The sequence below is a fragment of the Cohnella rhizoplanae genome (assembly GCF_948329515.1).
Classification (GTDB): domain Bacteria; phylum Bacillota; class Bacilli; order Paenibacillales; family Paenibacillaceae; genus Cohnella; species Cohnella rhizoplanae.
In genome coordinates, this window is sequence record NZ_CAOJCN010000032.1 from 40,788 (window position 1) to 56,142 (window position 15,355).

The window sequence follows — 15,355 nt, forward strand, 5'->3', positions numbered from 1 at the left end:
GATGCACTATGATCATAATTCATGGCCGGCGCGCGCCGAGAGAGAGAGCGGTAGACGCTATCGGGGATTAAGTTCCTGCGAGTGAACCGAATTCTACCGCGAGTAGACTTAATTCAACGCCTGGTTCGCGGAGCGGTATTCCGAGGGCAGCTTGCCTGTCCGTTCGCGGAACAGCCTGCTGAAGTACTTGTCGTCCTGGAACCCCGATCGCTCCGCGACGACGGAGATGGGCAGCCCGGAACGCTCCAGCAGCTCGATGGCATAGGTGAAGCGCAGCGAGCGGAGGAAGTCGCCGAACGACTCTCCGGTCAGCTGCTTGAAGTAGCGGCTGAAGTAGCTCCGGCTCATGTGGATGTGGCTTGCGACGTCATGCTGGTTAAGTTCCAGACCCAGGTTCTGCCTCATATAGCGGATCGCCCGGGGCAGACTGATGACGACGTCGGGCGAAAAGGAACGATCCGTCGTCAGCTGCCAAGTCAGCTGCGTAAAGTCCTGCAGCCATCTTTTCCAATCCGCCCACAATCCGTTCGACGGCGCCGAATCCTTCATGATCCGGAAGGCGGGAAGCGCCGACAGCATGGGCTCCGTATCCGCCAGGAGATCCGCGGCCAGTCCCGCCACCGTCTTGGCGGGCGGACGCTCGGACTCTATGATTTCCAGCAGCTTCTCCCACTCTTTGCGAAGGTAGAGCCACCGGTATTCATGCCAATGCCGCGAGAGCGGATGCCCCTCGTCGGAGAGCGTGCCGGAGGCGCGCTTCAGCTCGCTGCCGGATACCCGGAGCAGCCCGGCCGTCGTGCCGGGCACATAGCGATAGAACGCGATATCCTGCAGCTTGAGCGGAATCGTATGGATGCGGTCCCGCTCCGAATCCCATCCGGCGAGATCCGTGACGAGGATGGGCAGGCAATGGGCCAGGGGTGCCCGGTTCCATTGCGATTCCCATTCGGCGGCGCTCCCATCCGCCTGCACGGGAATCAGCCAGCCGCCGCCCTCCGTACGCAGCGGCGTGCCGCGGCGGCTCGGCATAGGCAGCTGCGAGGGTTCCAGCTGCATGCCCGCTTTTAGCGGAAGATAGTACAGGCCTGCTCCATAGGCGCTCGCCAGAGGCGTCGGTTCGCCGATCGCGGGGGCATGCTTAGCCTTTTCCTCGGCGATGAGATTTACGATGCGATTCATCACGCCGTCCATATTCTCCATGTCCATCAAGGTCTTCACGAAGTAGTCGATCGCGCCGAGCCGCATGGCCTCCTGCAGATAATCGAAGTCATGGTGGCAGGTCAGCACGACCGTATAGATCCGGGGCCTCAGCTTGTGCACCTCGCGGATCAGATCGAAGCCGGACATATTGGGCATCGTGATATCCGTGAACAGCAGATCGACCGGCTGCGTCCGGAGAGCGGCCAACGCGCTCTTGCCGTCCGCCGCTTCGCCGACGATCTCGATCCCGTAGGCGGACCAGTCGATCATGGACATGAACCCTTTGCGCACGAGCTTCTCGTCGTCGACGATAAAGGCTTTAAGCATTTTCAAGCTCCTCCTTGGCGCGAATCGGAATTTGGATTTCTATCGTTGTGCCTACGCCTGCTTCGCTGCGGATGTGGAGCAGCCGCTCCGAGCCGAAGTATTTTTTTACGAGCTGGGTCACATAGTGAAGTCCGATGCCGAGGCCTTTTTTCACCGGCTTGTCCTGCGGGGACAGGAGCGCCGCGATCGCTTCTTCGTTCATGCCTTCGCCGTTATCGGTTACCCGCAGCAGCGCCTGACCCTCCGAGATGCGCGTGACCCCGATGGCGATGGCGCCGTTGCGTTCGCTCGAGCCGTGATAGATCGCGTTCTCAACCAGCGGCTGCAGCAAGAATCGGGGGATCGGGACGTCCTCGGCCGCGGGATCGACCTCGATGCGCACCTCGAATTCATAGTCGTATCGAATCTGCTGCAATTCCACATAGTTGCGAAGGGCCTCGATCTCCTCCGACAGGGGGACGATGATGCTCTGCTTGCCCAGGTTATAGTGGAGCACCTTGGCCAGCAGGGTGACGAGCCTGTCGATCTCCTTCTGTCCGTTCATACGGGCGAGCCATTGTACCGAATTCAAGGTGTTATGGAGAAAATGCGGATTGATCTGAATCAGCAGCTTTTCGATTTCCAGCCGGCTTTTATTCTTCTCGTTCAGCGTGACGGTCTCGATCAATTGTCCGATATGCTGCCGCATCTCCCAGAAGTTGCGCAGCAGCATGTCGAATTCCGCGATATGCGTGTAGCGGAACGCCGTGCTGCGGTTATCGCGCATATAGCCGATCTCCTGATTCACCCTTCGAAGCGGGCGATAGATCATTTTCCAGATGGCATAGGCGATCAGCAGGGATAGGATCAACGCGCCCGCGATGAGGACGCCAAAACGGATCAGCCATCGATCGATCTCTCCGCGGAAGGCTGCGGACTTCACCGCAACGGTGAGCTCCCAGCCCTGCGCGCTCGGGAAGCTGAAGAGAATGTAGCCCTTATACCGCGAGGCGCCTGTCTGAATGGCCTCGGCGAGCCGCGACTTGTCGGCCGGGTTCGCGGGCTCCCAATTATCCGTGTAGGTGATCTCGCCCTCGTTGTTGGTCAAGAAGTGAGACACGGCGATGCCGTAGGCCTCCTGGCTGACCAATTTGCGGAATAAATTAAAGTTGGTCTCCAGGTAGACGTAAATTTCCCGGTCGCTCATATTGACTCTGCGCAGATTCGAGAGGACGATGTTGCTGCCGTCGCCGTACATGGTGGGATGGGGACCGTAATAGATCCCGCCGTTATATTTCGTAAAGGGAGGCAGACTCGTTTCGGAAAATCGGGGCTTCACGCTTAAATTCTCGAATAATATGCGATCCGGCTCCTGGGGGGCGTAATAGAAGGTCAATCCGAGATACGGATTCGTATAATTGACCGTGTTGATCACGTTCTGAATCTCAGACATGGCCGCGGCGCGTTCGTAGGAATCCGAATCGGTGAAGTAGGTGTCCAGGGTCTCCAGAATCCGTCCGTCGAGCGAGAACTGCTTGCTGGCAAAGTCCATATTATCGATCGTATTCTCCAGGCCCGTCGCTTCTTGCTTGAGACTGGACGTGATCCCGCTCCGAATCTTGTTCTCCAGGATCGAGTACGTCGAGTAATAAGTCATGAGCCCCAGCAGCAGGAGCGGCAGCAGCGACCCGATCAGCAGGTAAATAATCAACCTTCTCTTAAGCGATCCTGCGCGTAACCATGTCCGAATCCGAGTCGTCTGGCTGATCACTGTCGGCCCCCTCGCGCCTGCCATCGTATAACTGGATCATATTTATAATCATATACATTATCATCAATAACAACATCATAACTAGCAACAATCGCTAGAGGATTGTGACCTATCGTCGCGAATGTTGTAGAGAACATAGGCCGATGGCATAATGAGACGAGACGGGATGACAGGCGCGAAGACTTCGACTAGAGGGGAAGGACGTAGATGAACGCACAAACGGTCATGCAGGAGCTCGAGGCGCTGGGCAAGGAACGGACCAAGAAAATGTACATCTCGAACGGGGCGCGCGAGCCGCTGTTCGGCGTGGCGACGGGCGCCATGAAGCCGATGTCCAAGGAGATCAAGATCAATCAACCATTGGCCGAGGAACTGTATGCGACGGGGAATTACGATGCCATGTACTTTGCGGGCATCATCGCGGATCCGGACGGGATGACCGCCGCGGATTACGATCGCTGGATGGACGGCGCTTACTTCTACATGCTGTCGGACTTCGTCGTGGCGGTCACCCTGGCGGAGGCGAAGATCGCGCAGGAGGTGGCCGACCGCTGGATCGCGAGCGGCGACGAGCTGCGGATGTCCGCGGGCTGGAGCTGCTACTGCTGGCTGCTCGGGAGCCGCAAGGACGCGGAGTTCTCGGAGAACAAGCTGGCCGGCATGCTGGACACGGTGCAGCGCACGATTCACGCCGCGCCGGAACGCGCCAAATACGCGATGAGCAACTTTATATATACGGTCGGCGTCTCCTACGTGCCGCTCCATGACAAGGCGGTCGAGACGGCGAAGGCCGTAGGTCCGGTCGAGGTCGTCAAGGACAAAGGGAAGATTCACCACCTGCAAGCCTTGGCCAATATTCAGAAGGCGATCGATAAGAATCAGATCGGGTTCAAGCGCAGGCATGTCAGGTGTTGAGCGGCGAACGGGCCGGAGGGGATGGAGATGATCTACACGGACCCATCGGACCATGGCGAGACGATCCTCAGCCAGCATACCGACCGGCGGTGGAAGAAGCGTTATGCGGAGCTGGCCGAGTGGACGGAGCGGCCCAAGGTCAGACGAAGGGCCAAGCAGGTCGCCTGGCTCGGACAGGTAGAGATTGACGTAGAACTGCTCGGCGCCCTGACGCAATTCAAGCGGCTGGGGATCGCTACGGAGTATTCCTGCGCGGGCGTCAGCGTGCTCGACGAGCCGGAGGACCACTCCCTGTACGCCTACATTACCTTCATAGCTTCTCCAATGGCGGATCGCTTCGTGCAGGCGGCGATGGCGTATTTGAAGCATCGCTTGCTGGTCACCTTCGAGCCCGCGCGCGGCCGGTACGATTGTTCCTCCTTTCTCATCGCCCACAATCGTTCCTTCTGCATACTGATGGAGAAGTGCGCGCGGGATCTTGCGGATCGCAAGGGCTGAATACGGCGGAAAGCAAGCAGCATCGGCCCCCTGTCCCGACCATACGAGGGAGGCTGGGTAGACATGAAAGGTAAAAAGAAACTCTACGTCGCCGTACTTCTTTTAGCAGCGATAGCAGGGACGGCTTTGTTTTTCCGGTCATCGGGGTTATATGGGTTACTGTCGAATGGGATGGCTTCTATTGCAAACCAAACGGAGAAATTTACGGATCAAGATGGCCATCTCATCGACGGAAGATATTCGTTTCAAGTCGATTTATCGGATTTTGAAAGCAATATCGGAAAAGAGATCTATCGTGACGGAGATCATAGGATATACGTGTCATGGCTTCAGAGAGCCCAAAATGGAGGATATGATATCGGATTTAGATCCAGCGGACCTTATTCTTTATCGGGTGCTACGCTTATATCGGGACTTCATCATAAGATGGTTAACGATCATTCGTTTTCTACAATTCCGACCGCAAAATTGACGGTAAAATATAAAGAAAAACAATACACCGGTCAGACGAGCGGCCAATGCGGTTTAAATTATAAGGACGGAGATTGCTTTTCCTTTTCTTTCTTTTTGAGTGACGAACCGATTGAAGAATACGTAACGGATGCTGGTATTGTAGAAATAACGATCGCCGATTTATATAAAAATATTTGGCGAAAAAAATCCCCTTGATCCTTACGTAACGTCATGATTTATAGTGAACGTAACAGCAGGACACACCACGGGACAACGGCCGAAAATCGAACAAGATAAATTCGGATTCGGAGGAGAAACGAATATGAGAAAGCTCGTACTGTTCATGCACGTGTCGCTGGATGGGTATGCGTCGGATTCGAACGGTGGTCTGGGTTGGATTCCGTACAACGAGGAATTCGAGAAGTACGCCGAAGAGGTCGTAGCCGAAGTCGGCTCTCCCGTGTACGGACGTACGACGTATCGGATGATGGAGAGCTACTGGCCTACGGTGCTGGACGATCCGGATGCGTCGAAGCACGATATGGAGCACGCCAGATGGGTGCAGGATGTGAAGAAGATTGTCATTTCCGGCACGATGGACAAGGCGGAATGGAACAATACGGTGCTGATCAAGGACAATATCGCAGAGGAAATCAAGGCGCTCAAGGAGCAGTCCGGCAAAGACCTCGTGATCTTCGGCAGCCCTGGAGCGGCGAAGACGCTGCTCGAGCTTGGCTTGATCGACGAATTCCTGCTGACGATATGTCCGGTCGTCCTGGGCAGCGGAAAATCGGTATTCGAGGGCTGCGGCGAGAAAATCAAGCTTAAGCTGCTGTCCAGCCGAACGTTCGACTCGGGCATTATCGCGACCCGCTATGAGGTGGAGAAATAGTCCGCCGTACCAAGTGTTCTGCTCTAAAACAGCCTGCCGGCGTGATGCGGCAGGCTATTTTGGCTACCGGCAGAATCGCGCAACAAGAAATAAAAGGGAATTATAGGAGTGAATCGAAGTATATTATGGGAAACGATAAACATCTGTGATGAAGCTGTCGGCAAGATTGGCGGCTTCATTACGCTTAACGGGCAGGATAAAGGGGGTATACAAGTGAATTTTCAACTGAGTACGGCGGCCATTCAGGTAATAGTGTGGATATTAGTGGTTTTTATTGGATTCACAGTCTATAGGATTCTGAAACGGAGAAAATAGGCGAGCAATATGCGTTGCAGTAACTTCGTTTTACTAGGGGGTAAATAATGATCTCATTTGCTGAGATGAAATTAGAAGACTCTTACAGGATTCGTGAAATTGACCGTTCCGAAAAGATTGAGCTGACTTATAAGTGCATAAATAGGAAGATTCAGGAGATAAAGATGCCGCATGAATGCCCGAATTGGGACGAAGCGCATTACCAGGAGATTATTAAAAGATACGATTATGAACTACGTAACGGCGGTACAGCCTATGGAGCATACGATGGAGACAAATTGGTGGGCTTCGGGGTACTGGCACACAAGTTCCGGGGCAAAGATAAAAGTCAGCTACATTTAGACCTAATGTATGTATCACGAATTTATCGAAGACAAGGAATTGGCAGCCGCATTTTCCATGAATTAAGCCAAGTCGCAATTGAAAGAGGAGCTACACAATTGTACATATCCGCCACCGAAACCGAGTCGGCGGTAAAGTTTTATTTCAGTCTTGGTTCTGCATTGACTTCCCAGTTGGATGAGGAGCTTTTCCGAAAGGAGCCCAACGACATTCACATGACAAGGGGCTTGTTATAAGCCGTTGTTGAACTCGTAATTGGGAATGTTTGTTCAGTGTATATGGTACAGCTTGGATTGGCAGTTGCGCCTTGTATCATTTAAATTAAATGGCAGGATAGATCGACGGCGCCGAGTGGATTGAACGAAGCGCGCACCAGAGGAGATCCGTGATTCCATCGCGGGTCTTCTTTGCTTTGTAACAAATGAGATTTTGGGCCGCTTCATTAACATTGTTGAAACCTGAACAGCTTGTTCGGTTTTATTTGCGGGCAAAATCTCCTGATTATTACGCTCGCTCAAATATCTGATGACTCTAAGTATCTGGTGGAGTTTTCAACATTCTATTATTGTAGAGGGAATAGCATGCCGGGAGTTGCCCTTCCTAGTCATCCACTTCTTAAAAGAGTATGCTGCACCAAATGAACAAATAGTGATCCTTTTCGTTGGAGGGAATGAATCTTGAAAATAATTGGCCCTACTTTTTCGGCGGGGCTGACGCCGATGACGATGTCGACCAACCGTGCAGCTTTTAAAATCAACCATCTAACGGACACTTCGCAGCTTGCCTTGTCTATTTCCCGCGTCGGCAGCGCAAAGTCCGAGCTTCTCGAGCGGTTCCGCGCAGCGTTGAATCCCGATGCAAGCCCCGCATCTTATCTGCCGTCGTATGCGGAGACATATGCGAAACTCCGGGAAGAGATTATAGGCGGCGAAAGCGACGCGCAGGAAATGTCGTTGAAGCTTTTGGACGAGGTATACGGCGAGGTGACCGGCGAGGCCGCGGATCGGTTGGCCAAGCGCTTCGACGCCTTTTTTAACGGGCCGGAGAAGCTATCGGATAGATATCGGATGCCTTCGATGCCGTCCGGGTTCGACCGCGATTCGTTTCGCAACCATTTGACCAAACTTGCGGAGGAGGCTAGGCAACTAGCGCTTGCGCATCCTGGAGAGGCAGCCGCTTACCTAGAACGTTCCGGACCCGCCGATACGCTGGAATCGATGAGCTATCGCGATATAAAGGCGCTCTCCGGCGCACTGGCGGACATCGCCGCCTTGCGACCGCCGATCGCAGCCGGCAACGATCCGGATAAATTCGGCGCTGAGGTAGCGAACTGGGAGGCAGAGAGCCGTCGGATTCTGGACGCCGCCGGTCTCTCCGATCGCGTCAAGAACGCGGCCTCGAAGACTCTCCACGATTCGTCCCAAGCTCGGCTAAAGACGGGGGCCTATGCGCTTGCGGTGGATTCTTACAAAAATAAAATCGATGAAACGCTCAAAAAAATGTCGCATCTCTCATACTTGATCGCGACGATCAATGGCAAGCTGAATGCGTTAAAAGGACTGGACCCCGGAGATCCCCGCATACAGAACCTGCTGCGCAGGGAGCAAGAGCTGGAGAAAGGGCGCGCCGATTATTCCTCGGAGCTGAAGTCGGATAAAGCGAGCCTGAAAAAGCTCGAAAACGATCCGGACTCCGTCGAAAGCAGTGATACATACCGCCGAGCCAAGTCGGCTTACGACAACGCTTCGAACAAAGGATCCAGTTAATAAAGCGGCATGGACATTTTCATTGCCGTCGCCGCCTGCCTGTTGTCTTGAGGTCCGTTGACGATTCGGAGCGCCGTGGCGCCCTTATAGCCTGTTCTCCGATCACGCAGTGCGTTTGCTTGTAAGCAACCTTGCGGTATGCCCACACTGCAGGCAGCGATCTGCTAACAACATATTCACGTATTGGTGCATTCGGCAAGGTTCATTAAACTAACGGAGAACGTTAGTTCAGCAATCCTTTGAGCAGTTGTCACCTTGACAGCTGCTCCTTTTTATTAAGCTAAAGAGCAAGGAAGTTCCAATATGTGGTATTATTAAAGTGTGTTATGAGTGATGTGTTTAGCTTTAATTCCCCGTATTGAGGTGAAACATGAAAGTTCTAGATTACTTAAAAAGAGCCTATCGCAAGCTTGGTTATTATTATTCGAAATTTCAATTGATTGTATTGTCCTTTGTAGTTGTCGGAATAGTTGATTATTTTTTAATTTATGAAATTGTCATTTCGTTATCTTCATTAGTTCCTATGTTTATTTTAGAAATCGGTCCAGTGATTATTATCCTTTTATCAATAATTCTCATTCGAGGTATCATTAAATTTAAAAAGAAGATGAAAGAAAACAAACACTTACTATTTGTGTTATGACAATAAGCAGCATTTTTGGGCAAGATAAAATACGCTAACGGTTGACGTGAGCATAGTCAATATAGATGGGTTGACTATGACAATGTACTCAAAATGCTTAGATGGGACAGTAATAAAAATGCTATTTGGGAACTGAATGAACGAGTCTCTAGACTACGCTAACTGGAGACAAGAGCACTACCTTACAACGCGGTAGCAGGTCTAAGGATTGCCGTTTTCGTTAAGCTAAAGGGCAGGATAGTGCAACTAATTTGATGTATCTGAGTAAAACTGGTGGATATATACAGCGGACTGACCGTTAATGATAAGGAGTGAAAAATTTGGTTTATGCCTTTCTTGCTCTGTACCTGCTTGCTAATGGTTTGGTGATTTATAGAATGATAAGATATCGCTTTTTTAAGTTTAACAGGGAATCCATAGGACTCATTGTGATACTTGGCATAGTTGCATTCAGAATTTCAGATTCATTCACATTAAATACAACATTAACGGTTTTTTCAGTCCTTATATTGCTTGTATACGTTACATTCATGATTACAACGAAGCAGCAAAAAAAGTCACAGTAGCAATATAATTATCATTAAGCTAACTGAGAACTTTAGTTTAACTATGAGCTGTCGTTATCAACCACATGTAGAATATTTTGAGCTTACAGGCTGGTTAGCAACCAGCGGTGATGAATTTGATAGCCGAAATTGATGGTCATTTTGAAAAGCACTTATTATCGGCAAAACATGTTCAATTTTGGAATTAAGAAAGAAATATGAAGCAGCCAAAGCCGGTTGTACAAACATAAATGAATTTACAGATATCTTTTGTAGGATGTTTCAATTTGAGCGTCTGCCTTCTTCACACGAAATAGATGTTAGCCCAGATGTTGTAATTGACATCGATACTGACCGTATTTATACGCCACGGTATTAAGCTAGCTGGGAACGTTAAATAAATGAAAAGAGGTGTTCATATCGGTCCCCCTTTAGTTCCTTTAAGGATACCCGCGGGATGGCTAATATCATTTAACCAGTTTACAGAAGTAAAACCTGATTTATTTATTGATGATAACTATAAGTGCAAGTGGGAGTTTAATGAGGATATTTTTCAATTTGAAAACTCTTCTAGGAAACGAATATTGGATCTTAGTTGGCGCCCAGAGTTCAATCCCAATGGAGAGTATATTCTTGTTTTAGTAGATGCGAATACTCATTATTGGAATCCACCATTGCGTGAATTTCGATCAAGAGATATTAGCAAGATCGTTGAAATGACTGAGATTTGGCTGTTGGAAGTCTCAAATGGCAACTTTTAGACATTCAACTAACGGGAGACGATAGTTCAACTACGCAGCCTGCCGGCAAGATCCGGCAGACTATTCAGCTAAAGGGCAGGATTTGCAAAATGAATACTTTGAGAAAATAAGTAAAAAGGGATTACGTGGTTCTATCGTAAAAGAGAGGAACATCTATTCAAAGGTAACAACTAACTATGATATTATGAAAAATCTAAGTAAATCTGTTTGATTGTAAATCGAATATAATTTCGAAAAGAGTGATAAGCATGAAGACATATATCAATTGGAGATATACGATCATCATCTTCAATATTGCGATGAAAGGAGCGTGAAAAATTAATAAGAAAAAGGAGCAGAACGAAATGATACAAAACAGAAAAGCAACTGATATTGACTATGATATTATTATAAATCTTTGGGAAAGATCGGTAATGGCCACTCATCATTTTTTGAATTTTGAGGATAGAGAGGAAATCAAAAAAGAATTACCCATGTATTTTCCTAATCTTGATGTACGTCTCTGGTATATCGAAGACTCTATCATTGGATTTACCGCCATCAATGAAAATCACTTAGAAGCACTATTTCTCGATCCCGATAACATTGGCAAAGGGTATGGGAAACAAATTATGCAAGTATGCATCAATGGTTTTGGGATCACGTCCGTTGATGTGAATAAACAAAATGAGAATGCGACAAGGTTTTACTTAAAAAGCGGCTTCGGAATAATCGGTGAAGATTTGACGGATGGAGCAGGCCGCCCTTACCCCATTTTACATTTGAAATACAATGAACAGCAGAAGTAGTTCTCCTGTCCAGGCTGTCGAGAAATCGACAGCCTTTTAAATAACTATTGAAATCTTTTTTGACAGCACCACAGAAGTTTAATGATTTTGCAATACATAACGTTACATTAGGTGATTCAACAATTCTGTTAGAGGAACATCGATGAAATGACGGTGGAACAAAAAATTCAAACGCGTGATTTGCTAACTGTTGGAAGACATCCCCAGTGTTTCGGGCAGAGATATTACGAAGATAAAAAATATTATTAATGGCGATTTTATTGCTTTCTTATATCTTGGCGTGTTGGTGCTCATCCTGCCGGCGAGATCTGGCAGGCTTTTGAGCTAACGGACGGTCCAGTGAAGCAAAACGGAAGAATATTGGAGGAAACAAAGTGTATAACATACAAAAAGATTCTGATACTGCAATTATTGTTGTTCACGAAATTTATGGAATCAATCAACATATAAAATTTATGTGTCAATCTTTATCTGAATACAACTTTGATGTCTTATGTCCTAATTTGTTAAATGGAGAAATGCATTTTGATTATTCTCAAGAAGAAGAAGCTTACTCCAATTTTATGAAAAACGTAGAGTTTACAAATGCTTTGATTACAATTAAAAATTTGATAACGGATATTAAGGATAAATATAAAAAATTATTTATTGTTGGATTCAGTGCCGGAGCAACCATTGCTTGGCTGTGTAGTCAAGAACAACGTGTGGATGGGATAATTGGATATTATGGTTCTCGCATCAGGAATTTTATGAATATATCCCCTCGGTGCCCTACATTGTTGTTCTTTCCGCGTGAAGAACCATCATTTAATGTTGATGAATTAATTTCGGCTTTAGATAACAAGATTAAAGTCGAGGCTTATAGGTTTAATGGAAAACACGGATTTAGTGACCCATTCTCTGCTAAATATAACGAAGAATCAGCTAAAAAAGCATTTAGCCAAATGTTGATTTTTCTTGAAAACAATTCGTAGAGACGGATATTGCCCAGATCATCACTTATTTATGAAACAGTTCATACCATAAATAAAAGGGATTACACGCAAGAGCAACTTTATGCATGGGCTGCAAAGCAGACCAAGAGAATAGAACGGTGACTGCAAAGCCGTTCTTTAAAATTCCAAATTTTAGAATGAAGAAATATTTGCGTTAGAAGGAGAGAAGCCGTGACACGTGATCCGTCTGTTGAGCAAATGTGGAAGCTATTCACAGAGACTCGTAGGAAAGAGGAGGAATTGCCTTCTCCCTATCGTTTTGTTTTTCGCTTTGGGGACGCTAAAGAGTTGTGCGAAGTGTTGACGAACTTGGTATTGGAGCGAAAAAAGTGTGGAACAGCATATTCACCTTGGTTTTTTGAGCATGACGGACTTCCGGTGCCTCAGGCAGGTGACTACAGCATCGTTACAGATTGGGAAGGGGCGGCAAGATGTATCATCCAGACGCTTGAAACCAATATCATCCCCTTCAATGAAGTGAAAGAAGAGTTTGCAAGAATGGAAGGAGAAGGCGACTTAAGTCTGTCTTACTGGAGAAAAGCGCATGAAGCCTATTTCACAAGGGAATGTCAGCGCACTAGCCATGTATTTTCTTACCAAATGCCAGTTTTCTGTGAAGTGTTTCGAGTCGTTTATGAATAACTATGTATTATCCGAACACTCTCAAAAATGGTTTAGAATGAATGTCGGGATATAATTCTATCTCAGGATTTGATCCAAGAAGCGCATTGGCTTTACGCTAACGGGAGACGATAGCTCAACAAAACAAGAAGGCAGCTGGTCAGAAATGATTGGCTGCCTTCGTGCAGCTAACTGGCAGGATGCTAACAAGCTATCACGAATTCTAAGTATAGTATCTTACAGCGAGCCATTAGTAAGTCAGTGCTGATCCAACTATTATAACGATAATTATGGAGTGAGTATCATGTCGGCTACAACGAATATTTACCTGGTTCGGCACGGAGAAACAGCATGGAATGTTGAGCACAGAATGCAGGGACACCAGGATTCATCGTTGACAGAACTAGGGGTGCAGCAAGCTCTTTGGCTTGGAGAGAGGCTCAGAAAGGAGCTACCACACGTAATTTACACAAGTTCAAGTAACCGAGCTTATAGAACCGCCGAATTAATCAAACAAGAAAATGACATCGCGATAAATACATCTGACGAATTGAAAGAAATAAATTTAGGGCTATGGGAAGGTAAAACTCAAGCGTTTATCAAAGAAAATTACTCGGATCAGTTTGAAAATTTTTGGAATGATCCAGAATCCTATATTCCTTATGGTGGAGAAACATTTAAACAAGTTGAGCACAGGGCTATTAGTAAGTTGTCAGAAATACTAAGTTTACATCAGGGAAAAAGAGTCTTGATTGTAACCCATACAGTAGTAGTTAAATTGCTTATGGCTGACTTTGAAAACCGACTCCTAAAAGATCTCTGGAAGCCACCGTTCATACATCCTGTGAGTCTGTGCCATATCCATCTGGCCAACGACTTGCCTTCCATTCTTCTTCACGGCGATACCAGTCACTATAAAATATCATTGAACTAACGGGAGACAATAGTTCGGCGGAATGCGAGGCAGCCGGCTTTAAAGCGATTTCATCTCACTTGCAGTTAACACCAAACGAACTAAATGCTTGGAGTGACTGGTATGTATGATTATGTGAGTATCCACTCTCAAAGCTATAGGGAGAAGATTCAATCAAAGGAATTGGATCACTTCCTAACCTTTAAAATGGGTTTTAACAAATCGAGTCACCTTAGATATTCTACAGAGGTAGATGGGCAACTTATCAGTATAACAGGCATCTTTGCAAATCAAGATGGAAACTACGCCTATAGCACACTCGACGAGGCTTCAGAGGTTAATTTAGTTGAAATAAATGTTCCGAGCAACTCAAATTCCGTGCTTGAGGAAGCAATTTCTGAAATTGCAATGGCTATTGCTCAACAATTTTTATGGCTAATTGATGAAGACCATGGATTGAACTAACGGGAGACGTAGTTCCATTACGCAGCCTGCTGGTATGGGCGGACTGTTCAGTTGAGGGACGGGAAATTGAGAAAAGTCCGAACGTAAAATCGGTGTTCGAGAGGACGCTAAACGATGAATAAATTCCTTAATGGGCTAGAGTTGAGATCGCAAACAAACATTAATCTAATATTCGAAACTGAAAGCAAGCTAGGGGCAAAATTTCCGAGCGATTATAAGGAATTAATTGTTCAATCGAACGGTGCTGAAGGTACTGTGGGGAATTCTTATTTACAACTATGGGCAATTGAAGAGTTAGTAGAGTTAAACGAGGGTTATGCAGTGAAGGAATTTGCAGAAGGGCTAGTTATTTTCGGTTCCGATGGTGGAGGTACAGCATACGCTTTCGATACGAGATATGATAAAACAACAATTGTTGAAGTACCCTTTATAGGTATGCATTTAGACGAAATAACATTATGCTCCGACACATTTACAGGTATTTTGAGATACTTGTCTTCTTTGTCTAATTAGGCTATCGGAGAAAGTTTGCTCATTACAAGCCTGCCGATGGGCTCTTATAGGCTGTTCAGAAACGGCAGGAGAAGCGAAAGGGACGTTATTTGGGTATGGACGCATTATGTAATAAAGATTGAGCAAGGGGATTTTCTTGTAGATGAATTAAGACTTCGAGAATGTTAGCTCATTTTCCATGGCATTCATTAAAGCAACGGAGAACGATAGCAGAACGAGCATCGCGGTAGCTGGTCAGACGATCGGCTGCCGTTTCCATTGAAGTAACTAGCAGGATAGTTTAATTGTATCCCCGAATACAAGTTTAATATGAGTTATTTCTGGGTGGGATTAAGGTGGCGCTATGGCAGACTAGGTTTTTTATTGTTAAAGAAAGCAATATCGTATTAAATGAAGAAAATGAGGAAGCATTGCTACTCTGGGGCGAATCACCCCTTAATAGTGATTCATTAATAACTATTTCTAAATCACTTCATCAAGAAAAAAGTTGGTCTGATGAAATAGTGCAGTATGGGAAAATAGATGGGACTTGTTTGGAAATCAGTTATGATGGAAACATCATTTCGGAAATATCGTGTAGGATTGACGTTAGAAATATAAGTTTAGAAATACTAAGCGAAATTGTGAACTTCATGATAATCAATAAGGCAAGA

15 protein-coding genes are annotated in these 15,355 nt (G+C 47.0%); 13 read left to right on the forward strand and 2 right to left on the reverse strand.

Annotated elements, in window-relative coordinates; translation table 11 throughout:
• Nucleotides 1–108 precede the first annotated feature (108 nt).
• Both PQG80_RS26635 and PQG80_RS26640 read right to left on the reverse strand, forming a co-directional pair.
• Nucleotides 109–1,527 carry a response regulator transcription factor gene (locus tag PQG80_RS26635; RefSeq protein WP_271754770.1) on the reverse strand — a complete coding sequence of 473 codons (1,419 nt, stop codon included), beginning with the start codon at nucleotides 1,525–1,527 and terminating at the stop codon, nucleotides 109–111.
• Nucleotides 1,520–3,217: a sensor histidine kinase gene (locus PQG80_RS26640; protein WP_271754772.1), complete on the reverse strand. Its 1,698-nt coding sequence runs from the start codon at nucleotides 3,215–3,217 to the stop codon at nucleotides 1,520–1,522. The genes PQG80_RS26635 and PQG80_RS26640 overlap by 8 nt, the downstream gene beginning before the upstream one ends.
• A gap of 267 nt (nucleotides 3,218–3,484) precedes the next feature.
• On the opposite strand from PQG80_RS26640, the gene PQG80_RS26645 reads away from it, so the two are divergent.
• The 13 genes from PQG80_RS26645 to PQG80_RS26705 form a co-directional block, all read left to right on the forward strand.
• Nucleotides 3,485–4,192: a DNA alkylation repair protein gene (locus PQG80_RS26645; RefSeq protein ID WP_271754774.1), complete on the forward strand. Its 708-nt coding sequence runs from the start codon at nucleotides 3,485–3,487 to the stop codon at nucleotides 4,190–4,192.
• Nucleotides 4,193–4,219: 27 nt separating this feature from the next.
• Complete coding sequence (locus PQG80_RS26650; protein WP_271754776.1) at nucleotides 4,220–4,690, forward strand: hypothetical protein; 471 nt, start codon at nucleotides 4,220–4,222, stop codon at nucleotides 4,688–4,690.
• A 63-nt stretch (nucleotides 4,691–4,753) separates the two neighbouring features.
• Nucleotides 4,754–5,359, forward strand: coding sequence for a hypothetical protein (locus PQG80_RS26655; protein WP_271754778.1), 606 nt, complete (start codon nucleotides 4,754–4,756; stop codon nucleotides 5,357–5,359).
• A gap of 106 nt (nucleotides 5,360–5,465) precedes the next feature.
• On the forward strand, nucleotides 5,466–6,035 hold the full coding sequence (locus PQG80_RS26660) for a dihydrofolate reductase family protein (RefSeq protein WP_271754780.1): 570 nt from the start codon (nucleotides 5,466–5,468) through the stop codon (nucleotides 6,033–6,035).
• A gap of 362 nt (nucleotides 6,036–6,397) precedes the next feature.
• A complete protein-coding gene (locus tag PQG80_RS26665; protein WP_271754782.1) occupies nucleotides 6,398–6,928 on the forward strand; it encodes a GNAT family N-acetyltransferase in 531 nt (176 codons plus the stop codon).
• A gap of 441 nt (nucleotides 6,929–7,369) precedes the next feature.
• Nucleotides 7,370–8,458, forward strand: coding sequence for a hypothetical protein (locus PQG80_RS26670; protein WP_271754784.1), 1,089 nt, complete (start codon nucleotides 7,370–7,372; stop codon nucleotides 8,456–8,458).
• 2,293 nt (nucleotides 8,459–10,751) lie between these two features.
• Entirely contained in the window at nucleotides 10,752–11,195 is a 444-nt protein-coding gene (locus PQG80_RS26675; protein WP_271754786.1) for a GNAT family N-acetyltransferase, read from the forward strand.
• Between the two features lie 374 nt (nucleotides 11,196–11,569).
• Nucleotides 11,570–12,169, forward strand: a complete 600-nt coding sequence (locus tag PQG80_RS26680) for a dienelactone hydrolase family protein (RefSeq protein ID WP_271754788.1) — start codon at nucleotides 11,570–11,572, stop codon at nucleotides 12,167–12,169.
• 192 nt (nucleotides 12,170–12,361) lie between these two features.
• Entirely contained in the window at nucleotides 12,362–12,832 is a 471-nt protein-coding gene (locus tag PQG80_RS26685; RefSeq protein ID WP_271754789.1) for an ASCH domain-containing protein, read from the forward strand.
• Nucleotides 12,833–13,115: 283 nt separating this feature from the next.
• Nucleotides 13,116–13,745, forward strand: coding sequence for a histidine phosphatase family protein (locus PQG80_RS26690; protein ID WP_271754790.1), 630 nt, complete (start codon nucleotides 13,116–13,118; stop codon nucleotides 13,743–13,745).
• Nucleotides 13,746–13,847: 102 nt separating this feature from the next.
• Nucleotides 13,848–14,189, forward strand: coding sequence for a hypothetical protein (locus tag PQG80_RS26695; protein WP_271754791.1), 342 nt, complete (start codon nucleotides 13,848–13,850; stop codon nucleotides 14,187–14,189).
• Nucleotides 14,190–14,303: 114 nt separating this feature from the next.
• Nucleotides 14,304–14,702 (forward strand): SMI1/KNR4 family protein, encoded by a 399-nt coding sequence (locus tag PQG80_RS26700; RefSeq protein ID WP_271754793.1) that lies wholly within the window; start codon nucleotides 14,304–14,306, stop codon nucleotides 14,700–14,702.
• Nucleotides 14,703–15,037: 335 nt separating this feature from the next.
• A partial coding sequence (locus PQG80_RS26705) for a hypothetical protein (protein ID WP_271754794.1) occupies nucleotides 15,038–15,355 on the forward strand: 318 nt, incomplete at its 3' end.

Excerpts from the sequence above, each read along its gene's own strand:
- PQG80_RS26635 (WP_271754770.1), bottom strand. The coding sequence starts at position 1,527 with ATGCTTAAAGCCTTTATCGTCGACGACGAGAAGCTCGTGCGCAAAGGG.
- PQG80_RS26645 (WP_271754774.1), top strand. The coding sequence starts at position 3,485 with ATGAACGCACAAACGGTCATGCAGGAGCTCGAGGCGCTGGGCAAGGAA.
- PQG80_RS26650 (WP_271754776.1), top strand. The coding sequence starts at position 4,220 with ATGATCTACACGGACCCATCGGACCATGGCGAGACGATCCTCAGCCAG.
- PQG80_RS26655 (WP_271754778.1), top strand. The coding sequence starts at position 4,754 with ATGAAAGGTAAAAAGAAACTCTACGTCGCCGTACTTCTTTTAGCAGCG.
- PQG80_RS26660 (WP_271754780.1), top strand. The coding sequence starts at position 5,466 with ATGAGAAAGCTCGTACTGTTCATGCACGTGTCGCTGGATGGGTATGCG.
- PQG80_RS26665 (WP_271754782.1), top strand. The coding sequence starts at position 6,398 with ATGATCTCATTTGCTGAGATGAAATTAGAAGACTCTTACAGGATTCGT.
- PQG80_RS26675 (WP_271754786.1), top strand. The coding sequence starts at position 10,752 with ATGATACAAAACAGAAAAGCAACTGATATTGACTATGATATTATTATA.
- PQG80_RS26690 (WP_271754790.1), top strand. The coding sequence starts at position 13,116 with ATGTCGGCTACAACGAATATTTACCTGGTTCGGCACGGAGAAACAGCA.
- PQG80_RS26695 (WP_271754791.1), top strand. The coding sequence starts at position 13,848 with ATGTATGATTATGTGAGTATCCACTCTCAAAGCTATAGGGAGAAGATT.
- PQG80_RS26700 (WP_271754793.1), top strand. The coding sequence starts at position 14,304 with ATGAATAAATTCCTTAATGGGCTAGAGTTGAGATCGCAAACAAACATT.